The sequence below is a fragment of the Epilithonimonas sp. genome, from assembly GCF_056329745.1.
In genome coordinates, this window is record NZ_JBWEYV010000007.1 from 15,651 (window position 1) to 41,945 (window position 26,295).

Below are 26,295 nucleotides of genomic sequence, written 5' to 3' on the forward strand. Positions count from 1 at the left end.
AATTAAAATTGAAATTTAAAAGGTCCTTCAAAATAAGTCGTGTATTTGTCCAGCAATTCACCATTCATATCATAAACGCCTAAAACAAGGTTTTGTTTGGACAACTTCATTTGGCTTTGCGGGAAACTCACATTAATGGTTCCTTTTACCATGGCATCACGTTTCATTACAATTTTTTCAGATCCGCCACCAGATGTAATCTCACCGTTGGCAGGCTCAATAATTTTAATGACAACAGTTTTTGTTTCATTAGATTTATTAAGGAAAGTATAATTGTATGTATTGGTAATTTTATTGTCTCGGATAAAAAATGTCGATCCCGGTGGTTTTAGGAATTTGGCTTCCATATCGCCACGGTTATACAATAAAAATCCTAAGAAACCCATTAAGAAGACAAGAACAGCGGTGTAAGCTTTCATCTTCGCGGTAAATTTGAATTTTTCTTGATTTTCAATTTCCTTCTCAGAAGCGTATCTAATGAGACCTGTCGGCAATCCCACTTTTACCATAACTTCGTCACAAGCGTCTATACAAGCCGTACAGTTAACGCATTCCATTTGAAGTCCGTTCCTAATGTCTATACCGGTTGGGCATACAACAACACACTGTTTACAATCGATGCAATCGCCTTTTCCTGCTTCAGCTCGGTCTTCGCCTTTTTTCCACTTAGAACGGTTTTCGCCTCGTTTGTAGTCATAAAAAACATTAATGGTTTCTTTGTCAATTAGAACCCCTTGCAATCGGCCATATGGACAAACCATTGTGCAAACCTGCTCCCGGAACCATGCAAATACGAAGTAAAATGCTGCCGTGAAAAGAATCATCACCAAGAAATTGGTAGGTTTGGCAAATGGTCCTTCCTGCATTATTTTAAACACCTCTTCATATCCCACAACATACATAAACATGATGTGGGTAATGATTAAGGAGATTAGAATAAACAGAAACCACTTAAGCGATCTTTTTCCTATTTTTTCTGATGTCCATGGCTGGTTGTCAAGTTTGATCTGCTTGTTTCTATCACCTTCTATGGCGTACTCTATTTTACGGAAAATCATTTCCAGAAATATAGTTTGGGGGCAAATCCAGCCACAAAAAATCCTACCGAAGGCTACTGTAAATAATATGATAAAAACAAGTGAGGTAATTGCGCCAAGAGCGAGAATGAAGAAATCCTGAGGATAAAAAGGCTGCCCAAATATAAAAAACTGTCTGTCTATAATATTGATGAGCAATATAGGATTCCCATGAAATTTGAGAAATGGTATGGTGAAATAAACTATTAGCAGTAAGATGCTTACGATCACCCTGTAATTGGTATATTTTCCTTTTGGTTTTCTAGGATACACCCATTTTCTTTTTCCGGTGTTATCCATTGTGCCAACAGAGTCCCGAAATGTTTCGGCTTCTGCCACCCAACTTTCAGCTTCGTTATACTTTTTTTCTGTTGTACTCATAAGTTATGAATAAAAAAAAGAGATCGCCCGGAAAATAGCTGTAATTAAGCTTTTTCCAAATACCAGTCCCAAGGCAGGACGGTATTTTTTGACAATCTCTCTTGTATGTTAAAAATTATTTTTCCCAGTGTGCCTCTGTACCTTGTGGTGCAGCACCTCCCTGAGCTGGCGTAATTGGCGCCTGTTCCTGATTAATGTGATATACATATGCTGCTACATTTTGCATATCAAAACCAGATACTACACCATTTTTACCCCATGCCTGCATGGTAGGATTGTTTTTACTACCATTGTCAACCATGTAAAAAACGTTTTTGAATAATGTTTTTTCAGGCTGGTTGATCCAGAAATTGTCGGTTAAGTTTGGTCCTATACCACCTTTACCACCTTCACCATGGCAAGACACACAGTTGGTTTCGAAAACTTGTTTACCAGCCTCTACATTATCTTCGGAAAAAACGGCAGTTTCCAATGTTGGCTGTGTTACAGTTTTCATATACTCATCTACTGCCGCAATCTGCTCTTTATATTCTTGGTCATACTCTTTGTATGGATGAGCAAAATCTGTTAAAAAGTAAGATGATATGTAAAGGATGCAATATGCCACACCAAAATAGAAAAGACCTAACCACCATTTTGGAAGCTGATTATCTAGCTCCATAATACCGTCAAATCCATGATCGATAAGGATGTCTTTTTCTTCTTTCTCTGATTGACTTTTGAAAGCACCATTCCACAGATATTTAAAATAAGGTATTTTTTTCTCTGTGATATAAGCTGCTTTTTCTCCATCTGTCAATTTTTTGAATTTCTCATTCTCTATCAGATCGCCAATGGCTGTTTGGATAAATACAATGATTATACTAATAAGTGCTGTACCCAAAAAGTATTTGGAGGTCAAAAAATCGGATGTTTGGGAGAACATGTAAAAGACTACAAGCAATAATCCTAATACAATTAGAATATTAATATAAACAGGGGTTCTTCTTTTCATGATTGATTATCTTTTAAGTTACAAAGTTTTGTTGTCATCATCTTCTATTGAGTCATCATCCAAGGGTAGATTTTCTTCTTCCTTATAGTATTTTTTTGGTCTGTTGATCACAATATAAACAACTACCAGAAAAAACAGGATAAAAATCACCATGGCTAAGGTTTGGAAGAAACCCGCATTTTCTACGTTGGAGACAATGTCTTTAAAACTTTGAGGAATCATTTTAATAAAATTTAATTACTGGCAGTTTTAACTTCTGTAGTTTTGATATCTGTCCCTAGTCTTTGCAGATAAGAAATCAATGCTACAATTTCTCTTTTTTCCAATGGAACAAACTGTTCTCCAGCTTTTGTCTTATTCGCTTTAGCTTCTGCAAATGATTTTTTCACATCGTCTGCTTCGGCAAAAACATTTTTAACAATACCACTTGCCTGATGATTCATCCAGCTGTCAACACTGTCTACCTGAGCCTGTGTGTACGGAACATCGAATGTGTTTTTCATCAGTTCTATCTTAGCTTTGCTCTTGCTTCTGTCCAGCGTATTTTCAATCAACCAAGGATATCTAGGCATGATAGAACCTGCAGATGTAGATCTTGGGTTATACATATGTTTGAAATGCCAAGAATCTGGTCTTACACCACCTTCTCTCTGCAAATCCGGCCCAGTTCTTTTGGAACCCCATAGGAATGGCCTGTCATAAACAAACTCTCCTGCTTTGGAATACTGTCCGTTTTTACCGTTAAATCTTACCACCTCGTCTCGGAAAGGGCGTATCATTTGAGAGTGGCAGGCATTACAACCTTCTCTGATATAGATATCTCTTCCCTCAAGCTCTAGTGGAGAATAAGGCTTAACCGCCGATATGGTAGGCACGTTGTCTTTTACAAAAATGGTAGGTAAGATCTCCATAGCACCCCCGATTGCCAGTGCAATGAAAGCAAAAATTGATAAGAATAATGGTGTTCTTTCCAACCAAAGGTGGAATGTTTCACCTTCTTTTCTGCCTTTATTGATTTTTGCCAATGCAGGAACTTCAGCAGGAACTTCTTTTTGGAATGATCCGCTTCTGGCTGTTGCAATAACATTGACAACCATAAGACAAGCACCAAGAAAATATAGTAAACCTCCTACAAATCTCAATTTAAAGTAAGGCAGAATAGCTGTTACAGTATCCAACCAGTTTTTATAAACCAATGTTCCGTCTGGGTTAAACTGTTTCCACATAAGACCTTGTGTGAAACCAGAAATGTATAAAGGAACGGCATAGAAAATAATCCCTAAAGTACCCAACCAGAAATGCCAGTTAGCTAATTTTACAGACCATAATTTGGTTCTCCACATTACCGGGATAAGGTAATATATCACCCCAAAAGCCATAAAGCCATTCCATCCAAGGGCACCAAGGTGAACGTGACCAATAACCCAGTCTGTAAAGTGACCTACCTTGTTAACCGTTTTTGTCGCCAATAGTGGCCCTTCAAAAGTGGCCATACCATAACAAGTAACTGCGACAACAAAGAACTTAAGTACAGGGTTTTCCCTTACTTTATCCCAAGCTCCTCTCAGTGTCAGCAAACCGTTAAGCATACCTCCCCAAGATGGTGCAATTAGCATAATTGAGAAACCTGTACCTACAGCCTGAGCCCAAGCTGGTAGTGCTGTATATTGTAAGTGGTGAGGTCCTGCCCAGATATAAACAAATATAAGTGACCAGAAGTGGACAATAGATAATTTATAAGAAAATACCGGTCTGTCTGCAGCTTTTGGTACGAAATAATACATCATACCCAATACAGGAGTTGTAAGTACAAATGCCACCGCATTGTGACCGTACCACCATTGTACCAAAGCATCTTTTACACCAGCGTAGGCAGAGTATGATTTCCAGCCCGCAAAGGATAGAGGAACTTCCAAGTTGTTGAAGATGTGAAGCATGGCAATAGCCACCCACGTTCCTATATAGAACCATATGGCCACATACAAATGCCTTACTCTTCTTACGGCAATGGTCGCAAACATATTGATACCAAATATCACCCACAATACGGTAATTAAAATATCAATAGGCCATTCGTGCTCTGCATATTCTTTAGATGTATTAATACCCATAAAGAAAGTAATCACTACAGACACAATCATCAGCTGCCATCCCCAGAAATGAATCCACGACAGTGTATCACTCCACATTCTGGTTTTTAGAAGTCTTTGCATAGAGTAATAAGCTCCAGCAAAGAAAGAGTTACAGACGAATGCGAAAATTACCGCACTTGTATGCAGCATTCTAATACGTCCAAAACCAAATGCACCCTGCGAATTGATTAGCCCCTGAAGACCGCCCGTTCGCAATGTGTGAATGGTTGGGTCATCTGTTCCCAGAAAAAATTCTGGTAATTCAGGATAAAATAATAACAACGCAGCGGTAAGTCCTAATAAAAAACCTACAATGCCAAAAATGATTGTCGCAATAAGAAAGGCGCGAACAATCCCGTTGTCATAACTAAACTTCTGTGTTTCCATATCTACAAATAGCAATTATTCTTTATTATCTTCTTTAGGAGTTGCCTCCGTATCTTTTTCTTCTTTTACCTCGTCATCAAACAAAATCCGAACTGCCGGTGATTCATCATCTTCAAACTGTCCTCTTCTGGCTCCAATAATGAATATTATCAAGAATATTACAGCCAGCGAGACGCTGCACACGATCATCAGGTATAGGATCTCCATTTGTCGGACAAATTTACATTAAAAAGAGTTCCCAAATTTAGTTAAAATTACTGACTTTGATCAGAATGACCCAAATATGGATAATTTATAATCGCTCTAAATAATAGTATTGTTAGAACTTTATTTTGAAATACTTAGAGCTTCTAATCCATGTGGCAAGCGTTGTAAAAGTAACCACTGTAATAGAGCTGATAGGCATAAAGATAGCGGCGAATAATGGGTGCATTTTTCCCGAAACTGCAAAACCAATCCCTATGATGTTGTAGCATAGACTTATGACAAAAGTAATCTTAACAATACGGATGGCATCTTTGGAAAGATGAAGGAATTTATCAAGCTCGGTAATTTTTTCACCGGTCATAATGACGTCTGAGGCTGGTGTAAATGTATTGCTGTCATCGGCAATCGCGATGCCTACATTGCTTTGTTTAAGGGCGCCGGCATCGTTAAGGCCATCTCCCAACATAGCGACCTTTTCGCCTTTGTCCTGTAATTCTTTAATGAAATCCAGTTTGTTCTCGGGGTTTTGATTGAATTTCATCGTAGCCACATCAGGAATTAATTTTTCCAGGATTGATTGTTCTGATGCATTATCTCCACTCAGGATGTTGATTTTATAATTCTTTAAGTGAGAAAATAGTTGAGAAAGATTTTTTCTGTATTCATTTTTGAACAAAAATTTACCCAAAAACTGATTGTTTTTGCTGATATAGACGGCTGTCTCCAGATTTAAAGGCTGTTCTCCTACAAAACTGGCGGAGCCTATTTGATAATCTGCACCCCTTACTTTACCATGGTAGCCTTTCCCAGAAATTTCTTTAAAATCTTCCACCTCAAAATAATCATCGTTAACTTGTAGAAAATCGTACAAGGATTTGGAAAGCGGGTGGTTGGAGTTTTTGAGGAGTGATTTGATGTTCTTTAGGTCATAGTCATCTATTTCATTGCCAGAGAAATGGATATTGGTTTTCTTGTTTTCGGTAATAGTCCCGGTTTTATCAAACACCAAAGTGTCAACTTTTGCAAGCCTTTCTATTGTAAGCGTGTCTTTGACATAGAATTGGTTTCTCCCAAGGATTCTCATAATGTGCCCAAAGGTAAACGGTGCCGACAATGCCAAGGCACAAGGGCATGCCACAATCAGGATAGCAGATACTACCTGAAACATTTTTTCCATGTCAACGCTCGACCAATATAGGCCTGCTACTAAGGTAATTCCCAATACAACAAAGGTAAAATACTTGCTGATGGTATTTGTCATCGTGTCCAGTCCGGTTTCAAATTTTTTGAAAGCCTCCTTGTTCCATAGTTGAGTCAAGTAGCTTTGATCCACACTTTTGATGACTTCCAGTTCAAGCACAGAGCCGGACTGCTTACCGCCAGCAAATATTTTGTCGCCAGGTTTTTTAGATATGTAGGCGGATTCTCCGGTGATGAAGCTGTTGTCGATATTGCCTTCCCCTTTGATAAGTATTGCGTCTACCGGGATAATCTCTTGATTTCTAACCATAATTCTGTCTCCAACGGCCAGTTCCGACAGTAGGATGTTTTCTTGTTTTCCATCAAAATCGACTTTGGTAACGGCAATAGGATAAAAAGATTTATAATCTCTGTCGTAAGAAAGTGAGTTGTAAGTTCTTTTTTGGAAAGTTTTCCCCAATAGCATAAAAAATAGCAAGCCACAAAGTGTATCAAAATAACCCGGGCCGTAATCTGTTAATACCTCATAAACGCTACGCCCGTACAATACAAAAATACCCAGCACGATTGGTACGTCTATATTGACGATTTTGTTTTTCAAACCATACCACGCGGATTTGTAATAGTCAGATGCTGAGTAGAATACCACTGGGGTAGCCAGCAAAAACATAATGAGCCGGAACAGGTTTTTATAAGAATCCAGCCAAACGTCATTACCGTTAATATATTCCGGGAAGCTAAAAAACATGCCGTTTCCAAATGCGAATCCGGCTACTGCCAGCTTAATCAGAAGACTTTTATCAAGATTGTCATGTTTTTTGTCGGCAGTTTCTAGGTTGATAACCGGCTTATAACCCAAATTGGTGAGAAATTTGGCGAGTTCACTCAGTTTAAGATCTTCATCTTTAAAAGAAATCTGAAGTGTTTTCCTGGTAAAATTAACCTGAGAGTACTTGATGTTTTTATTGATGGTGTGGAGACTCTCCAAAAGCCAAATGCATGAAGAGCAGTGGATGACCGGAATTTTAAAAGTAACGAGCGTTGTGCCGCCTTCTGAAAAATCCACAACTTTGGAGAAGATTTCGGGAGTGTCAAGATAATCGAATTGCGTCGTGTTTTCGTCACTTGGTCTTACACCCGAATTTTTGTTGATTTTGTAAAAATTATCGAGATTATGGACATTAAGTATTTCGTAGACAGACTGGCATCCGTTGCAACAAAAGACCTTATCATCAAAAAGGATTCGTTCTTTATCGATTTTCTGACCGCAGTGGAAGCATTGTTCTGCCATTAAAAAATTCTCAGATATTTGGATCACAAAATTACGCTAAAAATCTTTGTTCATCGTGTTAAAAAATCCTATTTTTGCTGATAAATGTCATAGATATGTCTCTGGAACAGCAATTGGTTATAGAAGAAAACTTCTCAAAAGCTTTTAATAAAGAATCCCTGCGCAGCAGTTTGTCTCCTGAGGATTTTGAATCTTATAAAAATGCCCTCAAAAATCTCGAATTCTCAAAAGGTGACATCGTTTTCGAAGATGGTGAGTCACCAAAAGGGGTTTATTACATAGAAAAAGGCACCGCCAAATTGTCGAAATCCGGAGTGTATGGGAAAGATCAAATTCTGAGGTTCTGTAAAGATAAAGACCTAATCGGTTACAGATCTTTACTTTGTGGTGAGAATTTCCAGGCCAAGGCAGAGGCTATGACTTCTATGAAAGTACAGTTTTTACCTTCCGAGATCTTTCTTCATCTCCTAGAAGTGGATCCCAAACTATCCTATGCCATGCTGCAAAAAATTGCCTATGAATTGGGCGAATCTGCCAATACGGTAACCTTTCTGGCTCAAAAAACGGTAAGGGAAAGGCTGGCAGAAATCCTGGTTTTGTTGGAGCAAAAATTGGGAACAGATCCCGAAGGTTTTATCAAAATTTCTTTGACAAGGGAAGAGATCGCCAACCTCATCGGTACAGCTACAGAAAGTGCCATCCGTTTGATTTCCGAATTTAAGCAGGATGATCTGATTTCGGTAGAAGGAAGGAATATCAAAATACTTAACAGAGACAAACTCATTAAGCTAGGTCACGTCGTGATTTAATAGTTGATAAACGCTAAGTGATAGGTGATTTTATAAGCATTCTTATCATTTCTAATTAATAATTCATCATTTAAAATTCCTATGTCTGTACATTCAGAAATAAAAAAAATCACCACCGAAACCTTACGAAAAATGAAATTCGATAAGGAAAAAATCACCATGCTGACGGCTTACGATTTTACCACTGCCAAAATGGTAGATGCCGGAGGTGTAGATTCTATATTAATTGGTGACTCTGCGGCAAATGTTATGGCTGGTTTTGAAACCACTTTGCCTATCACCTTGGATCAAATGATTTATCATACACAATGCGTGGTGCGTGGTGTGGAAAGAGCTTTGGTAGTGGCGGATTTGCCATTTGGAACTTATCAGAGTAATCCCGAGAAAGCCTTGGAATCTGCCGTGAGGATGATGAAGGAAGGTGGCGCCCATGCTATTAAGATAGAAGGCGGCAAAGAAATCGAAGATTCTATCAGGAAAATAGTTAATGCGGGAATCCCGGTTTGTGGACATCTTGGGCTGACACCTCAAAGTATTTACCAGTTCGGGACTTACAAAGTTCGGGCAAAAGAAGAGGCCGAAGCTGAAAAGTTGATTGCAGACTGCAAACTGTTGGAAGAGTTAGGTTGTTTTGCTGTGGTGTTAGAAAAAATTCCTGCAGCTCTCGCCAAAAAAGCTTCAGAAAGTATTTCTATCCCGACCATAGGGATTGGAGCCGGTCCGGATTGTGACGGGCAGGTTTTGGTTTACCACGATATGGTAGGGATGAATCAGGGGTTTTCACCCAAATTTTTGAGACGTTATCTCGATTTGTATTCTGAGATTACCGGCGCTGTTTCCCAATATGTGAAAGATGTAAAAAGTTCGGATTTTCCTAACGAGAAAGAGAGTTATTAGTTGTATCAAATAATTGATTTTTACCCTTTCAAATATTGTCTTTTGAAAGGGTTTTAATTTAAAAAGAGCGGAATGAGAAATCCAGGTGCCATACTTTCGATGTTGTTTTCAATCTTGTTTCTATTGTCCTGTCATTCTCAGAAAATGAAATATGGAACAAAAACCGAAATTCACGATAGAGCCGATTCTTTAAAGTCTTTAGCCAGAATAAAGTACATCAAAAATTTAGATTATTCAGATTATAAGCCGGGGAAATTTGATAACAGGAAAATTGCGGTTAATTACCGTTTTCTGAAACCAAATAAAGTTGAACAGGGCAAAAAATATCCTTTGATCTTAGTCTTCCACGGCTCTGGTGCGGTGGGGAATAATAATACATCGCAGATGGGGATTTTGTCTAGGATGTGGCTGCTGCCGGAGAATCGGGAGAATTATCAGGCTTACGTTTTGGCGCCACAATTCCCCGTTCGGTCATCCAATTATCATCTTGATGAAAGCAGGAATGTAAAAGTTTCTGAATCTAATGAATACCTCGATCTGGTCTTAAAATCAATTGATTCATTAATCATCAACGAAAACATCGATAAAGACAGGATTTATGTAATGGGCTTTTCTATGGGAGGCGCAACAACGTCCAACGCTATTTCCAAAAGGCCGGATTTGTTTGCGGCTGCTATCAATATATCAGGGATTTCTCAGTTTGATAAAATCGATGAACTTACAAAAATGCCGATTTGGATTGTTCACGGGAGTTTGGATACCGATAATTTTCCTCAAAGCAATTTCAGGTTTTTTGATGAAATGAAATCCAAAGGTCGCGTTTTTCTTTGGGAATATAAAGACAAATACCATAATAATATTCTGTCGGCAGAATTGGTGGATGAAATCCCAAAATGGCTTTTTAAAAATATAAAAAATAAAGAATGAGAAATTTTCAGGCGCTCATCGCCGCAACCTCCATTGGAGCTATACTTTGCCTTGTAGTAGGGTGGTTTGGACTCTTTCCACCGGATATTAATTATTTGATTAGCAAACGTGTTTTTTATGTCTTGGTAGGAGCTAGTTTTATTATTCAGGCTCAGGTGCTGCTTGACAGGCGTTTCTACTATCCCTTAATGGTTGCTGGCATACTTTGTATTGTAGGTGCATTTTTGCCATTGGATTCTGAGATAGCGGTGATCAAAACAGTAGGCCTTCTTGGAGGTGTCATTATTTCCATGTTTAGCAGGAATCGTGTCTCAAGAGATTAGAATTATGAGTGATCAAAATTTTACAGACTCTCAGATTGTTTATGAAGACAATCATATGATGGTTATCAACAAAAAAGCCGGGCAGCTTGTGCAGGGCGATAAGACCGGCGATGAATCTTTGTTAGAATTGATTAAAGATTTCATCAAAAAAAGAGATAATAAACCGGGTAATGTATTCCTTGGTTTGGTTCACAGAATAGACCGGCCCACTTCTGGATTGGTAATCTATGCGAAAACGTCAAAAGCGTTGTCACGGCTTACGCAGATGGTAAAAAACCGGGAAATCAAGAAAACCTATTGGGCAATTGTGGCTAAGGAAATGATTCCCCATTCGCAAAGGCTCATTCATTATCTCAAAAAAAATGAGAAGAATAACAAAGCCATCGTTTTCCCGAAAGCGACCGAAGGCGCCAAGGAAGCGATACTGACTTATAGCCTAATCAAAACTCTGGATAATTATCAGCTATTGGAAATTGATTTGGAGACAGGTAGGCATCACCAGATCCGGGCGCAACTTTCCAAAATTGGCATCCCAATCAAAGGTGACCTGAAGTATGGTGCGCCAAGATCCAATGCAGACGGCGGGATTTCCCTTCATGCTAGAAAACTGGATTTTGTTCATCCGGTGACTAAAGAAGCTGTCGAAATTATCGCTCCCGTTCCGCAGAACGATGCGGTTTGGCAAGCTTCTGAATCATAAAAAACTCCGAAAGAAACTTGTTTCTTTCGGAGTTTTAATATTATAAGGTTGATGTCTCTTCTTTCTTTTCTTGATTGAGCATATTCGGCGCTTCTTTGGCCAATTTATTTTTTGTAGGGATCTTGTAGTTGAAAGATAACCCAAAGTTTCTAGAATCATTTTTGTTTCGGATGAAGACATTCGGAACAGCATTCGTTGTCCTAAGATTGGTCTCAACAGTATTGAAAACGTCGTTGGCAAACAAGGTCAGCGTCATTCTTTCTTTGTTGAATTTTCTGGATAGGGATAAATTTAATGTATTATAGAATGATTTGTTTGGATAGAAGAAGAACTCATTTCCTTTTGTTAAATAAGTGTAATTGGCAATGAATTTCGTTTTAAAAGGTAAAATAAATTGTCCAGTTACATTATAAGTCCAGTAGCCCTTCGGGTTGATAATCTGATCTATCTGTTGCAGCTGATATGAGCCGTAGAGGAAGATAAAGCTAACCTTATCGGGATTCATATCCATCTTCATAATATCCTTGAATGGTGTATTGAAAATTGCTAATGGAACCGGGAATCCAATGTTGAAATTGTGCGTTTTCATTCTGTCCAGATTATCACTAGTCTGTGAGATCAGGTCGCCCGTTCTGGATACTTTTTGCACTACCTGATTCTTTGTATTGGTAAAATTGTATCCTATAAATGCATAATTCAATGCACTTAATTTAATTTCGAAATTATCGAAAATTGTAGGCTGCAGGTTTGGGTTTCCTGTGTAATCTATATTCTCATTGCCATATCTGGTATTGTTTGGGTTCAGGTTGGCAACACTTGGTAAGGTTATTTTTTTGTTATAATTGATATTAAAGAATGCAACTTTTGGGATAATATTATATTGGATACTGGCATTGGGAAACACTTTGAACTTTTCAAAAGATCTCAGATCACTATAAGCTCCGGTCTGTTGGTTAAGGCTGGTTCCGTTAATATTATAATTTTCTCCCCGAAGTCCTAAAACAAAATCCATTTTCCCTTTTGTTGCACTGGCTTCGGAATAGAAAGCGGTAGTTTTACTTTTGTAATCCAGGTTTTTTATGCTGAAACTGTCTGCGGAAAAATCCACTTGATCATAATAGGCGCCAAGACTAATTTTGCCCTCATCCAGTATTTTGATAGGTTGTGCATAGTCAACGCGGAGGTTATATACATTTTGATTAGAGCCATTGTTCAAAATCGTTTCTGTAGTGGAAGGAATGGGTAAAATATTTTTACCGGCTTGGGCAAAATCATTATTAAAATTGGTATAAGAGCCTTTGAATTCCAGCTTTTTATTTTTATCATCAAATTTTTTCTGATAGGTTGCGGTAACTTCATTACGTGTATTGGTTTGATCCACTTTATCCTTACCGTTAGATGCTGTTCCCTGAAATAGCGAGTAACGATCCACATAACGATCGGATGATCCCAAAGACAAATTGTAATTCAATAATAGGCGATCTGCCCCAATGTCGAAAGTGAAGGCACTTCTCAGATATTGATTTCTGTTATAATTATCATTGTACAATCTAGAAATTTCATCAATAGTAGATTTGGTTTCGTTTTCGTTGTAAGATTGCCCCACATTCAGTTGCCATCCAAACCACTTGTTTTTGGAATTCAGCGTAAGGCTGTTATTAAATTTATTTCTGAATTTTTCATAATCACTAAAACGGTAACCGCCGGCATAAGTGGCCGATAGGTACGACTTGGCGTTCCTGCTTGTAATGATGTTAATAATGGCACCACCGGAGGTTGCCGGGAATTCTGCCCCAGGTTGCGTAATGATTTCTATTCTTTCTATGCTGTTGGCAGGGAGACCTTCTAGGTAGGCTGTTAGCTGGGTGCTGTAGATGTTAAGCGGCCTGCCATCCATATATACATCCAGTGCTTTACCTTGATAAATCATCCCCGCCATCTCGGAGACAACCAATCCGGGTATTTTTTGCAATCCTTCCAGCGTATTTCCAGAGTTGAGGTGCGGTTGCTCAGAGAAATCATAGATTGTCCTGTCCGCTTTTTGCTCAACCGCTTTTTTGGTTTTGGTAATGGTTACCGATTCTATCTGTTTTTCGTTGTTGTCATTGTCTTTTTTAGGTGTTTCCTGTGCTGACAGGTTTTGTAAAAAAAATAATGCGCCAATCGCGATAGTAGATTTTATCTTCATAGTTTAGTTTATCACCTATTAGACAGTAGAAATCCTGTTTTGTTACAAGTTAATTAGCTCTGTCTTTTTCATCAAAACTGATATTTTTCTTTTTGATTTGTTTTTTGTGGTTTCCGAAGGTGTAATTGACACTCAGGCGCAGGCTTCGGCCATCCCAATAATTGTTCATATATTGTGTGTTGTCTTTGAAATAGATTTCGCCACGATACCGCTGCGCAAAAATATTGCTGACCGACGCATTAATCTGAAGTTGTTTGTCCAGCAATGCAATTTTTATCCCCGAATTGAGGTTTGAAAAATTGAGAAAGTAAGAATTCACATTTCTATAAGGTAAATCCTGGCTGTAGTTCAGGAAAAAAGAAACGGTTTTTTTTCTATTCAGCATCACCGTGTTATAGATGGAATAGCTTACCGAATATCCTTTTTGCGGTGTTGCTTCAATATTATAGATTTTGGAATCTGTTAAAGAACCGTTCACTGAAAGGCTGGCTTCCCAAATTTTAAAAAAATTGTCGGTGTAGGAAGCATTAAAACCATAAAAGTTATTGTCATAATGATTGAGATAGGTCCCGATTTGTGACAAACCATCTAAAAAGGAAACCTGACCAAAGCCGTCGGTTAGTCTTAGGTAGTAGATGGTTGCCGACCACTTGTTATTATAGGTGTAGCCTAATTCCAGATTGTTAATGTAAGATGGCCTCAACAAAGGGTTTCCCGAAGAATAAGAATAGGGATTTTCATACCAGCGGAAAGGATTCAGGTTGCTCATGCTCGGCCGGTTAATTCTCCTGGAATATGATAAGCTAATAACATTTTTCTCTTCTTTATATGATACAAAAGCGGTGGGGAACCATTGCCCATAATTATACTTGTTACCAATGTTGTCCGCTGGTGTAAAGCTTTTTGCCTGAGTGTTCTCATAGCGCAAACCGGCTTTGGTTTCCCAATGGTCTCCGAAGTTTTTGGCGTAACTGGCGTAGGCTGCATAATTTTCTTCCTGATATTGGAAAAGATTGGCTTTCTGAATATCAGGGACTTCCTGATTGTTGATGATATTGTAATAACTAAGGTCGGTATGGTTCTTAAACTGATTATATTTCAAGCCGGTTTCTATAGTCCCAAAAGAGAAAGGCAGCTCTAGGTCGCCTTGTACCGAGAAAATCTGAGGTTTAACTTCGGACTGGGTCCTCACATTCTGAACACTGTTTTCTGGCAAAGAGAGCGTAGAAAACCGAACGTCTGTGGGATTATTATTCTGGTAAAAATTAGCCGCAAAACTGAGTTTTTTCCCAAGCGTATCCAGCTTTACGTCATAGTATGTGCTCAGTGTATGCGTCGGCGATTTTTCCCTGTGATAAGTAGTGGTAAAGAGGTTTTTCTCAATATTATCACTGCTAATATTTCTGGTGGTATTGGTAATGTCCATCCCGGATTTGTCGTGTCCGTAGATGTATTCTAATCCAACTTCAGATTTCTTGGTGATTTTGTAAGAAACATTGATACTTGGCGAAAGATCCTGCCACATATCTTTGCGGAGAGATTCGCTATAGTTTTGAGAGCTTCCCAAGATCGAATACCTTTCATTAGATCTTTTTGCGCCGTCCGTATAATTGGTTTTGAGGCTCAAGCTCAGTTTTTCGGTTTGATAATTAACCGCGCCGCTGATGTTTCCATTGTGATAAGTTCTTTGTGTCAATGCTGTGTTGATGTTTCCACTGAAACCAAGATTGGGATTTTTCTTCAGAATAATATTGATGAGTCCGCTGTTTCCCTGCGCTTCATATTTGGACGGAGGTGTGGTAATCACTTCGATTTTGGCAATATTTTCTGAACGAATATTTTTCAGATAATTGATAAGTGCACTGCCGGAGAGATTCAGCATTTTTCCATTAATCATCACATTCACCGCGCTTTTCCCGATAATAGAAATCGAACCAAGGTTATCATCTACTTTCAGCATGGGAACGTTCGCCAATGTTTCTGCTCCATCCATCCCTTGTGACGCAATGGAGGCTTCTACATTAAAGATGAGGCGGTCGGCTTTTCTTTCCAGCAATTTTTTCTTAACAAGGATATCAACCTGTTCTATCGTTTTAAGACTGTCTATTTTGGTTTGAGACAGTACGCATATCGGAAAAAGAGCAGTAATTATTAGATATTTTAATTTCATTTATGGTCTGTATAATGGTTTAGAAAATATTTTTGAATCATTGGCTTAAAGTGCATCATCAATTTTTATCAATTGGAAGCGGTCATCCAATCTGATAAATTCTTCCATCATAGCTGCATGGCCTTGGCCAACGATAATCACGATATTCTCGTCGTCATCAGATACTGCATTTTGAACATTCGAATACATAATAAGATTTCTCCGGTACCAACCTGCCACCAGATCGGAGCCATAAAAATCAGGCGCTTTATTAAGTCTGTTAAAAAGGGAAATGTAAACCGCTTTGTTACGTTGCAGTTCCTCGGGTTTGTTGAAACATTTTAGAATGTCGGCCAAATTATTTTGAGAAAAGCAACGACGGCTTGCAAGCGTTGATTTTTTCATCTCTTCCTGAAATGCATTCTCTGGTAAGGTTTTCATCTCATTGGCCTTTTGCTGGAAAAGGTCAAAGCGCATATCTGCTGGATAATCCATTGCGTAAACCTTACTATTTCCGGCCTTTTTCGCCAGCCTAAATCCAAACTGGAAAATCTCGCCTTCTTCATAATACCTTTTTTGCCAAGCCTTGGTAAGTGTGTCGTTTTGATAATAGGCTTTTCCGTGGTTATACAACTTATAAAGCCTGTCCAGATCGTCTTGATTCTTGGCGGGATATTCTACAAAAACTTTTGAAGGTCTGTAGTTTTTATTTATTTTTTGTGTTATTTTTTCCAGATCATTTTGCCGCTCAGGATTTAGGATGTTTATCTCTTCAGATTTGGCAGCATCTTTACCGGGGTTGTTAAAATGCATGGTTCCTATCAAGATAATATTGACTTTTTTTTGACTGTAATAAAGAGAGCAGATCATGCTGAGTGCAATTGTAAATAGGTATTTCATAATTTTAATTATTTATAAGGGCAAAGATATTTGTGGTTCATTTCTACTCAAATACTGTTTAGATTAAGCTGCATTTTTTTCAGGTTAAACCATTTTCGTCGGAAAAATAACCGTGTTCATCGGAAAAGTTTAGGAAATAAGAATGAGATCAACATACATTTGGGTATGAAAAGACAACATATTATATTTCTTCACATTTTTTACTGGATTTTCTTTGTATGGTATCAGTTCCGGTATCAATTTGTTCCTGATAATAATGGTGAACAGTTTTTCGTCTACGCACTGGGGTATTCTTTTCTTTTTGTGAATGTATTGACGTTTTATCTCAACTACTTTTTCATTTTGCCAAGGGTTTACAAAAAACAAAAGCTTTATGCGCTGGCCTGCGGGCTCATCGGGATGTTTGTTTTTTTTGCTCTTTCTAGATATTTGATTGAGGAAGTTTTGTATCCTGTTCTTTTCGGATTCCATAATTATCACGAGAAAACGACCTATACCTTTTACTTATACGATAATCTGTTTTACAGCTACACCACGATTTTTATCAGCACATTGATTTGGTTTCTTAATAATGCGCTGACGGTAGAAAAAGAAAAACGCCAGCTGATAGAAGAGAAGAAAAACTCCGAACTCCAGGCTTTGAAAACTCAAATCAATCCGCATTTTATCTTCAATTCTTTGAATAATATTTACTCGCTTGTCTATCAAAAGTCAGATAAAGCGTTGCCTGCTATCGAGGAACTGAGTCAATTGCTGAGGTACAGCACCAAGGATTTGGAGAAGGATTATATCACCATTGACAAAGAGATCACCTATATCGAAAGCTTAATTGGGCTGGAGAAGCTTCGCATCAAAAATCCGGAACTCATCATTTTTGAAAAGAATATTCATCATCCAAAAACAGAAATTTCGCCCATGTTGTTGGTGCCATTTGTGGAAAACGCTTTCAAACATGGCGATTTTAACGGGAAAGGATTTATTCTCAAGATTATTGATACGGATGGCGTACTGCATTTTTATCTGCAAAACTGGAAAACCAACAGGCAAAAAGATACTTCGTCGGGGATTGGAATTGAAAACGTGCGGAAGAGGCTAGAGATTTTGTATCCCAAAAAATATCAACTTGAAATAAAAGATTCTGATGCCGACTATATTGTAGATTTGAAAATAGATGTTACACCATGACAAAGATAAAATGCATCATCGTGGACGATGAGTTTCTGGCGATTTCGCTGCTGTCACGCTATGTCGAAAAAATCCCTTTTCTGGATTTGGTTTACTCCACAGAAAACCCAATTTCTGCACTTGAATTTCTTCAAAATAACCAAGCGGATTTGATCTTTTTGGATATCCAGATGCCAGAACTTTCCGGCATCAACTTTATGAAAATAGTTGGCAATAGGCTGAAATACATTTTAACGACCGCCTATTCCGAATATGCCCTAGAAGGTTATGAACACAACGTTATTGATTATCTTCTGAAACCCATTTCATTCAGCAGGTTTGAAAAAAGTGTGGAGAAAGCTAAAGAACGTTTTGACCTGAGACAACTTCAGGAAAAGTCACATTTTTTTGTAAAATCTTCGGGTCAGCAGCATAAGATTTTGTTTGATGATATTTTCTATATCGAAAGTATCAAAGATTATGTTAATATCAAAACTGACAATCAGGAATACATCGTTCTGGATACACTCAAATCTTTGGAAAACCAGTTGCCAGAATATTTTGTGAGAGTGCACAAATCTTTTATTGTGAATACCAATAGAATCCTAAAAGTAAACCTTAAAAGTATTATTCTATCATCAGAAACGGAGATTCCTTTAGGTGAAACCTACAAGTCCGGGTTTTTACTGAAACTTAAATCATAATTTTTTCTGTCCTTTAAAGTAAAAAAATAATAGCGCCGTCATATTCATATGGAGTCGCTATCTTTACAGCCAATGACCGAAAAAAGATCTGCATCAATAACAGAAGTCGTGAAAAATTACGGCTCACAGCTCTTGCGCTTTATCAATTCTAAAGTGGCAAAGACTGAGGATGCAGAAGATATACTTCAGGAAGTCTGGTTCCAGACCAGCCGGCTAACCAATCTGGATGAGTTGGAAAATGTGGGAGCCTGGCTTTACTCGGTAACGCGTAATAAAATTATTGACAGCTATCGCAAAAAGAAAACCGAATCCCTGGAAGATTTTGTCTATCAGGATGAAGACGGTGAACTGAATGTGAAAGATATTCTTTTGGCAGACGACAGCAATAGCCCGGAACTAGCGGTGTTCAAAGAGATGTTTTGGAAAGAACTTATGGACGCACTAGACGAATTGCCCGAGAAACAAAGACGGGTTTACGTACAAAACGAGCTGGAAGATAAAACCCTGCAGGAGATTGCCAATGAAGAAGGTGAGAATATCAAAACCATCATCAGTAGGAAGTCTTATGCCGTGAAGCATTTGCGAAAAAGGTTGCAGCAACTGTACATCGATCTTAAAAATTAAAAGAAAAAAATGAGAAAGCATAAAAAAAAGTTTTGGATGATATTTCCTTTTGTAATTGTTGCAATCGGATTATTTATTTGGTTTTTCCAATGGTTGTGGAATATCATTTTACCCGATGTTTTGGGCGTTAGGAGCATCAGCTACTGGCAGGCCTTCGGAATTTTGTTGATTTCCAAAATACTATTTGGTTCTTACTCTGGTAAAAAAAGGTTTGGAGGTCATTCTTCCTGTAATGATGATTATAAAAGCGCATGGAAACAGAAATGGGAATCCCGTTTTTGTGACAGCGAAGAGGAGCGGGAAAAATTCAAGGAAATGTGGAAACAACGCTTTGAAAGCAAATTTTGCAAACCAAACCCAGAGCAGGAGAAAGTTTGATCTTAAATAAAAAAACCTCACAAATCTGTGAGGTTTTTTTATTGTTATAGAAAAGGAATATAATTAACTTTCTCTTTCCATTGCTTTGATAAGGTTGAGGGCAGAACCTGCCTTAAACCATTCTATCTGTCCTGCATTATAAGTATGATTAGCTTTGATGGTATCTCTGCTTCCATCAGCATGTACAAACTCCAAGGTTAGTTGTTTGCCTGGCGCAAACTGATCAAGGTCTAGGAAATTAATGATATCATCCTCCAAGATTTTATCATAATCTTCTTTATCTGCAAACGTTAATCCCAACATACCTTGTTTTTTCAGGTTCGTTTCATGGATTCTTGCAAAGGATTTTACCAGAACAGCCCTTACGCCCAAGTGTCTTGGTTCCATGGCGGCATGTTCCCTAGAGGAACCTTCGCCATAATTTTCATCACCTACTACAATCGTTGGGATGTGCGCCGCTTTGTATTGTCTTGCACTATCCGGAACGGGTTTGTACTGGCCGTCCAGTTCATTTTTGACATTATTAGTCTCCATGTTAAAGGCGTTAACCGCCCCAATCAACATGTTATTGGAAATATTATCCAAGTGTCCGCGATATTTTAACCAAGGTCCAGCCATAGAAATGTGGTCTGTCGTACATTTTCCGTAAGCTTTGATGAGTAATCTGGCACCCGTAATATTCAGTCCGTCCCATGCCGGGAATTCTTCAAGAATCTGTAACCTATCCGAAGCCGGGGATACGATAACTTCTACATTGGAACCATCCGCTGCAGGCGCAATGTATCCTGGGTCGTCCACATCAAAACCCAACGTAGGCAAGTCGTCACCACTTGGTTCGTCAAGTAAAACTTCTTCACCGTTTTTGTTTTTAAGTTTATCTGTCAATGGATTGAACCTCAAATCTCCTGCAATAGCTAATGCTGTAACCAATTCTGGCGAACCGACAAAGGCATAAGTATTAGGATTTCCGTCTGCCCTTTTGGAAAAGTTTCTGTTAAAGGAGTGGACGATGGTGTTTTTCTCCTGTTTTTCTGCGCCTTCACGCGCCCATTGCCCAATACATGGACCACAGGCATTGGCAAAAACTTTACCGCCAATCTCATCAAATGTTTTGAGGAAACCATCTCTTTCTACGGTAAAACGTACCTGCTCAGATCCTGGTGTGATGGTATATTCTGCTTTTACTTCTAGATTTTTTTCTTTGGCCTGTTTGGCTACGGATGCAGCCCTGGCAATATCCTGATAAGAAGAGTTGGTACAAGAACCTATCAATCCCACTTCTATCTTGGTTGGCCAGCCGTTTTTCTCAGCAATCTCTTTCATTTGCGAAATAGGAGTCGCTAAATCCGGTGTAAATGGCCCGTTGAGGTAAGGTTCCAGTTTATTAAGATCAATTTCGATGACTTGATCATAATATTTCTCAGGATCGGCATGCACTTCGGGATCAGCTTTCAAAACGTGGGCTACCGCATCAGCTGCTTCCGCCAAATCTGCCCTGTGCGTAGAGCGGAGGTATTTGCTCATGTTGGCATCATATTCAAAGATCGAGGTTGTCGCGCCTATCTCTGCGCCCATATTACAGATTGTTCCTTTTCCTGTGCAGGAAAGGGATTGTGCTCCTTCTCCAAAATATTCTACAATAGCACCGGTTCCGCCCTTAACAGTCAGGATTCCGGCTACTTTCAGGATAATATCTTTAGGAGCAGCCCAGCCGTTAAGTCTTCCCGTTAATTTGACGCCGATCATTTTCGGGAATTTCAGTTCCCAAGCCATTCCTGCCATCACATCTACGGCATCCGCACCGCCAACACCAATGGCCACCATACCCAATCCACCGGCATTCACGGTGTGGGAGTCGGTACCAATCATCATTCCGCCAGGGAAGGCATAATTTTCTAAAACCACCTGGTGGATAATCCCCGCACCGGCTTTCCAGAAACCGATTCCATATTTATTAGAAACCGATTCTAAGAATTGGTAAACTTCGTTATTTTTATTTTCGGCATCAACCAAATCTTTCTCTGCTCCAATTCTTGCTTGTATCAAATGGTCTAAGTGAACCGTTGATGGAACAGCTACCTTTTTCTTACCAGCCTGCATAAACTGCAAAAGTGCCATCTGCGCCGTGGCATCCTGCATAGCTACTCTGTCCGGCGCAAAATCTACATAGGAGTCGCCACGCTTGAAGGCGTCTTTATGCTGCGAAGGGAAAAGGTGCGCACAAAGGATTTTCTCAGAATAAGTAAGAGGCCTTCCCATGAAAGCTCTTGCTTCATTTACCCTGTTTTCGAAATCAGCGTAAACTTTTTTAATCATATCCAAGTCAAAAGTCATATCTATAATTTTATTTTAATAATAATGTAAATCCCAAAATCATGATTTGAGTAGGAAATCAACTTGTTTTTATTTATCAAACATTATTCCTATAGTCTTTAAAATAGGATTAATACGATGAATAGGTGCAATAATTTATTGCTATCAAGTTAAGGAAAAAAGAAATTTCTCGTATTTGAAGTAGATGAAATTAAAGGTAAATAAGCTTAAATGGAATCGTTCTAAAAAAAGCTCGTTTAAAAATATCCACTAGAAGCTCAACATGATAATTCATGCTTTGGATCTAAAATTAAAAAAGGAAGATTTTCTGATGAAATCTTCCTTTTAGTATTAAGAAAAGCTGTGAGCCTTTACTTTAAAATTAATTATGCCCAACTGCTACCAGTTCTTTGATAGAAGGGACAAATGTGGTTAAATCAATTCCTTCCACTGCTTCTTTGTATTCTTCGATGCTTGGTATTCTACCTTTAATAGCTGATAAAACAACTACCGGTGTGGATGCCAATAGGGATTCTCCTTTTTTACGTTCGGAATCTTCAACAACTCTTCCCTGAAAAAGACGGGTAGAAGTGGCCAAAACTGTGTCACCTTTTTCTGCTTTTTCCTGGTTACCCATACATAGGTTACAGCCAGGGCGTTCTAGGTACATAATGTTTTCGTATTCGGTACGGGCATGGTTTTTTGGGGCATTATCATCGAATTCGAAACCGGAATATTTTTCTAGCAATTCCCAATCGCCTTCCGCTTTTAGTTCATCAATAATATTATAGGTAGGTGCTGCAACAACCAAAGGAGCCTGAAATTCTACTTTACCATTTACTTTTTCCAGATTCCTCAACATCTGAGAAACAATCTTAAGGTCGCCTTTGTGAACCATGCAAGATCCTACGAAACCAAGATCCACTTTTTTCTCGCCAGCATAGTAGGTGAGATCCCTAATGGTGTCGTGGGTGTATCTTTTGGAAACGTCCTCGTTATTAACGTCCGGATCGGCAATCATTGGTTCTGTAATCTGATCCAGGTCAACAACTAATTCTGCATAATATTTGGCATTAGCATCAGGAGCCAAAGCTGGTTTTTCACCTGTTTTGATTTCTTCGATTCTCTTATTGGCTTTGTTGATGAGTCCTTGCAATACTTGATTATGATTGTCCATTCCTTTGTCAATCATAATTTGGATTCTTCCTTTTGCGATTTCTAAAGATTGGATAAGCGTATCATCTTCGGAAATACAAATAGAAGCTTTAGCTTTCATCTCTGCGGTCCAGTCGGTAAATGTAAAGGCTTGATCAGCAGGAAGTGTCCCGATGTGAACCTCGATAATTCTTCCTTGGAAAACATTTTCACCATCAAATTGTTTCAACATCTGAGCCTGTGTAGCATGCACCACATCACGGAAGTCCATATAAGGTTTCATTTTCCCTTTGAAAGTCACTTTTACAGATTCCGGAATTGGCATAGAAGCTTCACCCGTTGCCAAAGCCAATGCTACAGTACCGGAGTCGGCACCAAAAGCAACACCTTTGGACATCCTTGTGTGCGAATCTCCACCAATGATGATGGCCCATTCGTCCACCGTAATATCATTAAGAACTTTGTGGATAACATCGGTCATCGCATGGTATTCCCCTTTTGGATCCCTTGCTGTAATAACACCGAAGTCATTCATAAACTTCATCAATTTAGGGATGTTTGCCTGTGCTTTTTTATCCCAAACCGAAGCGGTGTGGCAACCTGATTGGTAAGCGCCGTCCACGATTGGGGAAATGACTGTTGCAGCCATGGACTCCAACTCCTGAGAAGTCATAAGTCCTGTGGTATCCTGAGAACCAACGATGTTCACTTCTACACGAACATCTGATCCGGCATGTAGTAATTTACCTTCGGGAACGCCTACTGCATTTTTGTTGAAGATTTTTTCAACGGCAGTTAAACCTTGTCCTTCGATTGTGATTTCTTTAGACGGTGCAAAAACTGCAGGAGCTGTAATCCCTAAAGTTTTAGCAGCAAAAGTTTGTATTTTTTTACCAAAAACGATAGCGTAAGAACCGCCAGCTTTGATAAATTCTAATTTTTGAGGCGTGAAAGATTTGGTGATATCTTTCAATTCTTTGTCACCGTTGTATAATTTTTTTTCTTTTGTGTTGATGGTAAGCACGGTTCCTGTAGCCACAGAATAAGCTTCTTCCAAAACAGGTTCTCCTTTTTCATTTCTTACCAGTTCTCCGTTGGCATCATGTTTTTTTACCCAGTTTTGCAAATCTATCCCGATACCTCCAGTTACATCAACAGTGGTTAAGAAAATTGGAGAAATACCGTTGGTACCAGCAACTATGGGCGCAATGTTAACAAACGGGATATAAGGACTTGCTTGTTTCCCTGTCCACAACGCTACGTTGTTTACTCCCGACATACGGGAAGAACCAACGCCCATTGTCCCTTTTTCTGCGATAAGCATCACGCTTGCATCAGGATGCTGAGCCTGTAGAGCTTTTATTTCTTCCTGTTGTTGTGGCGACATCATGCATTTTCCGTGTAGTTCACGGTCAGATCTGGAGTGTGCTTGGTTTCCTGGTGACAGCAAATCTGTAGAGATATCCCCTTCAGCAGCAATATAGGTTACCACTTTTATTTCTTCCGGCACTTCCGGCACTTCTGTGAAAAACTCTGCTTTTGCATAGCTTTCCAAAATATCTTTAGCAATCTCGTTGCCGTTTTCATAAGCGTCTTTTAATCGGTCTGTGTCTGCATCATATAAGAAAACCTGTGTTTTAAGCACTTTTGCGGCTTCTTTTGCAATCGCTTGGTCATCGTAATCAAGAGCCAGATCCAGCAATACTTTGATGGAAGGTCCACCTTTCATGTGAGATAACAGCTCAAAAGCATAAGCTGGTGTAATCTCATCAACCACAGCAATGCCCAGAATAATTTCTTTCAGAAACTGAGCCTTGACACCCGCTGCACTTGTTGTGCCCGGCAAGGTGTTATAGATAAAAAAGTTAAGAGAATCTGCACGGTATTCGTGATTCACGTCCTTGATTTGTGCGATGATTTCGCTAAGCAAAGCAGCACTGTCAATTGGTTTGGGGTGAAGTCCCTGTGTTTTTCTTTCTTCAATTTCTTTAAGGTAATCCTGATACAAGTTCATATAGATGTCTTTATAATGTTTGATAACAACCCAATTTATTTTGACCTGAAAGATTCAGGTTTTCAAAGTATTAAGGTTGCGTAAATAATGTTAATAAACCGTCTTAGATACAAAAAGTATAAGCACGGTACTATTTTTGAATTAAATTCGCCCAAATTTACGAAATTCTTAAGATTTTTAAGAATAGAATAATTTAGATTAAAAATAAATTAGATAAGTTTTTTCTATTCTTTATATTTGTATCATAATAGTTTATAAATTATAGCATTAACATCCCTGAATGAATTCCGGTAATAATCCAAACAAAAAGCTGCTAATTAATACCTTGGTATTGGGCTTGGCTGCAGTGCTTGTCTTGGTTTATTATCAATTTGATCCGGTAAAAAGCTCCTTATTCGTGGCCTGTCCACTAAAGTCTGTTACGGGATATGACTGTCCCGGATGTGGATCTCAGCGTGCGTTCCATGCGTTGCTTCATTTTCGTCTTGGAGAGGCATTTCGTTACAATCCATTGTTTGTAGTGGTTTTAATGTTGCTGGTTGTCTGGCTTCTGTTGTGTGTCAAAAACAATAAAGTTCGTGACTGGCTCCTTACTTTTTTTCGCAGTAGGGGATTTATCATTACGGCATTAATAATAGTTTTGCTATTTTCGCTCTTTCGGAATACCGATTTCTACAGAGGTATTTTTGAACATTAGAAACACACACTTTTGACGATGAAAAACTTATTAATCATGCCCGGCATCTTATGCTTTGTGCTGGCATTTTCTCAACAGAATAGTCCTGTCCCAAAATTGATTCCCCAAACTATTAATGGGAAAAAAGGGTATGTGAACCAGCAGGGTAAAACAATTATTAACCCCGAGTATAAAATTGCCATGTTTTTTACCGAGGATTGCAATCTCCTTAATTCTCCCAAAAAAAATCTAAGAATTTTCGGTTCTGCAAACTATGCTACGGTTGAGAAGAACAATATCACTTACCGGATCAATAAAAAGGGTGCCCGGGTTTATGAATATAAAAAAGCCGATCTCGGAAAATGTGAGGAGCCTTATGAAGCACCAAAATACAAACCTTTTGCCCTGAATGGCAATTACGGATTGGTAAGCAAAGATAGTATAGACCTAGGTGGATACAAGGATTTTGACATCTATCCACAATATGATATGCTGTATGTTTTGAATAGTGACCGGGAAAACCCCATGATTGTCGCAGTAAAAAATAACAGGTTTGGCGTTGTGGATAAAGCTAATAAAATCATTCTTCCTTTTGTCTATAATGACATCAAGGTTAATCTTTCTTGGAAGACTGCTCACTTATTTGAAGTCTCCCAGGATGGCAAAAATTATTACTTTGTGGATGAAAATAATAAGGCATATTAAA

22 protein-coding genes are annotated in these 26,295 nt (G+C 38.7%); 11 read left to right on the forward strand and 11 right to left on the reverse strand.

Going from position 1 to position 26,295, the window contains the following annotated elements; genetic code table 11:
• Window positions 1-2: 2 nt before the first annotated feature.
• The 6 genes from ccoG to AC00Y6_RS06810 all read right to left on the reverse strand — a co-directional run bounded on the left by ccoG (window position 3) and on the right by AC00Y6_RS06810 (window position 7,668).
• Window positions 3-1,457 (reverse strand): cytochrome c oxidase accessory protein CcoG, encoded by a 1,455-nt coding sequence (gene ccoG / locus AC00Y6_RS06785; protein ID WP_474489859.1) that lies wholly within the window; start codon window positions 1,455-1,457, stop codon window positions 3-5.
• 115 nt (window positions 1,458-1,572) lie between these two features.
• Window positions 1,573-2,451, reverse strand: a complete 879-nt coding sequence (locus tag AC00Y6_RS06790) for a cbb3-type cytochrome c oxidase N-terminal domain-containing protein (protein ID WP_474489860.1) — start codon at window positions 2,449-2,451, stop codon at window positions 1,573-1,575.
• 18 nt (window positions 2,452-2,469) lie between these two features.
• Window positions 2,470-2,673, reverse strand: coding sequence for a CcoQ/FixQ family Cbb3-type cytochrome c oxidase assembly chaperone (locus AC00Y6_RS06795; protein ID WP_474489861.1), 204 nt, complete (start codon window positions 2,671-2,673; stop codon window positions 2,470-2,472).
• A gap of 11 nt (window positions 2,674-2,684) precedes the next feature.
• Window positions 2,685-4,970 carry a cytochrome-c oxidase, cbb3-type subunit I gene (gene ccoN / locus AC00Y6_RS06800; RefSeq protein ID WP_474489862.1) on the reverse strand — a complete coding sequence of 762 codons (2,286 nt, stop codon included), beginning with the start codon at window positions 4,968-4,970 and terminating at the stop codon, window positions 2,685-2,687.
• A 15-nt stretch (window positions 4,971-4,985) separates the two neighbouring features.
• On the reverse strand, window positions 4,986-5,177 hold the full coding sequence (gene ccoS / locus AC00Y6_RS06805) for a cbb3-type cytochrome oxidase assembly protein CcoS (RefSeq protein ID WP_474489863.1): 192 nt from the start codon (window positions 5,175-5,177) through the stop codon (window positions 4,986-4,988).
• Window positions 5,178-5,289: 112 nt separating this feature from the next.
• Window positions 5,290-7,668, reverse strand: coding sequence for a heavy metal translocating P-type ATPase (locus AC00Y6_RS06810; protein ID WP_474489864.1), 2,379 nt, complete (start codon window positions 7,666-7,668; stop codon window positions 5,290-5,292).
• Between the two features lie 95 nt (window positions 7,669-7,763).
• On the opposite strand from AC00Y6_RS06810, the gene AC00Y6_RS06815 reads away from it, so the two are divergent.
• From AC00Y6_RS06815 to AC00Y6_RS06835, 5 genes are all read left to right on the forward strand, one after another.
• On the forward strand, window positions 7,764-8,477 hold the full coding sequence (locus AC00Y6_RS06815; RefSeq protein ID WP_474489865.1) for a Crp/Fnr family transcriptional regulator: 714 nt from the start codon (window positions 7,764-7,766) through the stop codon (window positions 8,475-8,477).
• 81 nt (window positions 8,478-8,558) lie between these two features.
• Entirely contained in the window at window positions 8,559-9,374 is an 816-nt protein-coding gene (gene panB, locus AC00Y6_RS06820) for a 3-methyl-2-oxobutanoate hydroxymethyltransferase (protein WP_474489866.1), read from the forward strand.
• Window positions 9,375-9,446: 72 nt separating this feature from the next.
• Entirely contained in the window at window positions 9,447-10,301 is an 855-nt protein-coding gene (locus tag AC00Y6_RS06825) for a carboxylesterase family protein (RefSeq protein ID WP_474489867.1), read from the forward strand.
• Window positions 10,298-10,624 (forward strand): hypothetical protein, encoded by a 327-nt coding sequence (locus tag AC00Y6_RS06830; RefSeq protein ID WP_474489868.1) that lies wholly within the window; start codon window positions 10,298-10,300, stop codon window positions 10,622-10,624. Before AC00Y6_RS06825 ends, AC00Y6_RS06830 begins: the two co-directional genes overlap by 4 nt.
• 4 nt (window positions 10,625-10,628) lie before the next feature.
• Window positions 10,629-11,324 carry an RluA family pseudouridine synthase gene (locus AC00Y6_RS06835; RefSeq protein ID WP_474489869.1) on the forward strand — a complete coding sequence of 232 codons (696 nt, stop codon included), beginning with the start codon at window positions 10,629-10,631 and terminating at the stop codon, window positions 11,322-11,324.
• A gap of 40 nt (window positions 11,325-11,364) precedes the next feature.
• Here AC00Y6_RS06835 and AC00Y6_RS06840 read toward each other — a convergent pair whose 3' ends face one another.
• From AC00Y6_RS06840 to AC00Y6_RS06850, 3 genes are read right to left on the reverse strand one after another with little or no spacing between them, the layout of a single operon-like run.
• Complete coding sequence (locus AC00Y6_RS06840) at window positions 11,365-13,512, reverse strand: outer membrane beta-barrel protein (protein ID WP_474489870.1); 2,148 nt, start codon at window positions 13,510-13,512, stop codon at window positions 11,365-11,367.
• A gap of 49 nt (window positions 13,513-13,561) precedes the next feature.
• Window positions 13,562-15,682 (reverse strand): TonB-dependent receptor domain-containing protein, encoded by a 2,121-nt coding sequence (locus AC00Y6_RS06845; RefSeq protein WP_474489871.1) that lies wholly within the window; start codon window positions 15,680-15,682, stop codon window positions 13,562-13,564.
• A gap of 45 nt (window positions 15,683-15,727) precedes the next feature.
• Window positions 15,728-16,561: a DUF5694 domain-containing protein gene (locus AC00Y6_RS06850; protein WP_474489872.1), complete on the reverse strand. Its 834-nt coding sequence runs from the start codon at window positions 16,559-16,561 to the stop codon at window positions 15,728-15,730.
• 165 nt (window positions 16,562-16,726) lie between these two features.
• Here AC00Y6_RS06850 and AC00Y6_RS06855 point away from each other — a divergent pair, with 165 nt between their 5' ends.
• From AC00Y6_RS06855 to AC00Y6_RS06870, 4 genes are all read left to right on the forward strand, one after another.
• Window positions 16,727-17,746 carry a sensor histidine kinase gene (locus AC00Y6_RS06855; protein WP_474489873.1) on the forward strand — a complete coding sequence of 340 codons (1,020 nt, stop codon included), beginning with the start codon at window positions 16,727-16,729 and terminating at the stop codon, window positions 17,744-17,746.
• Complete coding sequence (locus AC00Y6_RS06860) at window positions 17,743-18,429, forward strand: LytR/AlgR family response regulator transcription factor (protein WP_474489874.1); 687 nt, start codon at window positions 17,743-17,745, stop codon at window positions 18,427-18,429. Before AC00Y6_RS06855 ends, AC00Y6_RS06860 begins: the two co-directional genes overlap by 4 nt.
• Before the next feature lie 72 nt (window positions 18,430-18,501).
• On the forward strand, window positions 18,502-19,053 hold the full coding sequence (locus tag AC00Y6_RS06865) for an RNA polymerase sigma factor (RefSeq protein WP_474489875.1): 552 nt from the start codon (window positions 18,502-18,504) through the stop codon (window positions 19,051-19,053).
• Window positions 19,054-19,062: 9 nt separating this feature from the next.
• Window positions 19,063-19,431 carry a hypothetical protein gene (locus tag AC00Y6_RS06870; RefSeq protein WP_474489876.1) on the forward strand — a complete coding sequence of 123 codons (369 nt, stop codon included), beginning with the start codon at window positions 19,063-19,065 and terminating at the stop codon, window positions 19,429-19,431.
• A 63-nt stretch (window positions 19,432-19,494) separates the two neighbouring features.
• Here AC00Y6_RS06870 and AC00Y6_RS06875 read toward each other — a convergent pair whose 3' ends face one another.
• Both AC00Y6_RS06875 and AC00Y6_RS06880 read right to left on the reverse strand, forming a co-directional pair.
• The gene (locus AC00Y6_RS06875) at window positions 19,495-21,765 is read right to left on the reverse strand and encodes an aconitate hydratase (RefSeq protein WP_474489877.1); all 2,271 of its coding nucleotides are present in this window, start codon (window positions 21,763-21,765) and stop codon (window positions 19,495-19,497) included.
• Window positions 21,766-22,126: 361 nt separating this feature from the next.
• Window positions 22,127-24,913, reverse strand: coding sequence for a bifunctional aconitate hydratase 2/2-methylisocitrate dehydratase (locus AC00Y6_RS06880; protein WP_474489878.1), 2,787 nt, complete (start codon window positions 24,911-24,913; stop codon window positions 22,127-22,129).
• Window positions 24,914-25,193: 280 nt separating this feature from the next.
• Here AC00Y6_RS06880 and AC00Y6_RS06885 point away from each other — a divergent pair, with 280 nt between their 5' ends.
• Both AC00Y6_RS06885 and AC00Y6_RS06890 read left to right on the forward strand, forming a co-directional pair.
• Complete coding sequence (locus AC00Y6_RS06885; RefSeq protein WP_474489879.1) at window positions 25,194-25,610, forward strand: DUF2752 domain-containing protein; 417 nt, start codon at window positions 25,194-25,196, stop codon at window positions 25,608-25,610.
• An 18-nt stretch (window positions 25,611-25,628) separates the two neighbouring features.
• On the forward strand, window positions 25,629-26,294 hold the full coding sequence (locus AC00Y6_RS06890; RefSeq protein WP_474489880.1) for a WG repeat-containing protein: 666 nt from the start codon (window positions 25,629-25,631) through the stop codon (window positions 26,292-26,294).
• Window position 26,295: the final 1 nt, after the last annotated feature.

What these genes read in the sequence shown, in the direction of transcription:
- AC00Y6_RS06815 (WP_474489865.1), top strand. Translation starts at nt 7,764, where the DNA reads ATGTCTCTGGAACAGCAATTGGTTATAGAAGAAAACTTCTCAAAAGCT.
- ccoS (WP_474489863.1), bottom strand. Translation starts at nt 5,177, where the DNA reads ATGGAGATCCTATACCTGATGATCGTGTGCAGCGTCTCGCTGGCTGTA.
- AC00Y6_RS06835 (WP_474489869.1), top strand. Translation starts at nt 10,629, where the DNA reads ATGAGTGATCAAAATTTTACAGACTCTCAGATTGTTTATGAAGACAAT.
- AC00Y6_RS06865 (WP_474489875.1), top strand. Translation starts at nt 18,502, where the DNA reads ATGACCGAAAAAAGATCTGCATCAATAACAGAAGTCGTGAAAAATTAC.
- ccoG (WP_474489859.1), bottom strand. Translation starts at nt 1,457, where the DNA reads ATGAGTACAACAGAAAAAAAGTATAACGAAGCTGAAAGTTGGGTGGCA.
- AC00Y6_RS06795 (WP_474489861.1), bottom strand. Translation starts at nt 2,673, where the DNA reads ATGATTCCTCAAAGTTTTAAAGACATTGTCTCCAACGTAGAAAATGCG.
- AC00Y6_RS06840 (WP_474489870.1), bottom strand. Translation starts at nt 13,512, where the DNA reads ATGAAGATAAAATCTACTATCGCGATTGGCGCATTATTTTTTTTACAA.
- ccoN (WP_474489862.1), bottom strand. Translation starts at nt 4,970, where the DNA reads ATGGAAACACAGAAGTTTAGTTATGACAACGGGATTGTTCGCGCCTTT.
- AC00Y6_RS06830 (WP_474489868.1), top strand. Translation starts at nt 10,298, where the DNA reads ATGAGAAATTTTCAGGCGCTCATCGCCGCAACCTCCATTGGAGCTATA.
- panB (WP_474489866.1), top strand. Translation starts at nt 8,559, where the DNA reads ATGTCTGTACATTCAGAAATAAAAAAAATCACCACCGAAACCTTACGA.
- AC00Y6_RS06810 (WP_474489864.1), bottom strand. Translation starts at nt 7,668, where the DNA reads ATGGCAGAACAATGCTTCCACTGCGGTCAGAAAATCGATAAAGAACGA.
- AC00Y6_RS06825 (WP_474489867.1), top strand. Translation starts at nt 9,447, where the DNA reads ATGAGAAATCCAGGTGCCATACTTTCGATGTTGTTTTCAATCTTGTTT.
- AC00Y6_RS06850 (WP_474489872.1), bottom strand. Translation starts at nt 16,561, where the DNA reads ATGAAATACCTATTTACAATTGCACTCAGCATGATCTGCTCTCTTTAT.
- AC00Y6_RS06855 (WP_474489873.1), top strand. Translation starts at nt 16,727, where the DNA reads ATGAAAAGACAACATATTATATTTCTTCACATTTTTTACTGGATTTTC.
- AC00Y6_RS06890 (WP_474489880.1), top strand. Translation starts at nt 25,629, where the DNA reads ATGAAAAACTTATTAATCATGCCCGGCATCTTATGCTTTGTGCTGGCA.
- AC00Y6_RS06875 (WP_474489877.1), bottom strand. Translation starts at nt 21,765, where the DNA reads ATGACTTTTGACTTGGATATGATTAAAAAAGTTTACGCTGATTTCGAA.
- AC00Y6_RS06790 (WP_474489860.1), bottom strand. Translation starts at nt 2,451, where the DNA reads ATGAAAAGAAGAACCCCTGTTTATATTAATATTCTAATTGTATTAGGA.
- AC00Y6_RS06880 (WP_474489878.1), bottom strand. Translation starts at nt 24,913, where the DNA reads ATGAACTTGTATCAGGATTACCTTAAAGAAATTGAAGAAAGAAAAACA.
- AC00Y6_RS06870 (WP_474489876.1), top strand. Translation starts at nt 19,063, where the DNA reads ATGAGAAAGCATAAAAAAAAGTTTTGGATGATATTTCCTTTTGTAATT.
- AC00Y6_RS06860 (WP_474489874.1), top strand. Translation starts at nt 17,743, where the DNA reads ATGACAAAGATAAAATGCATCATCGTGGACGATGAGTTTCTGGCGATT.
- AC00Y6_RS06845 (WP_474489871.1), bottom strand. Translation starts at nt 15,682, where the DNA reads ATGAAATTAAAATATCTAATAATTACTGCTCTTTTTCCGATATGCGTA.
- AC00Y6_RS06885 (WP_474489879.1), top strand. Translation starts at nt 25,194, where the DNA reads ATGAATTCCGGTAATAATCCAAACAAAAAGCTGCTAATTAATACCTTG.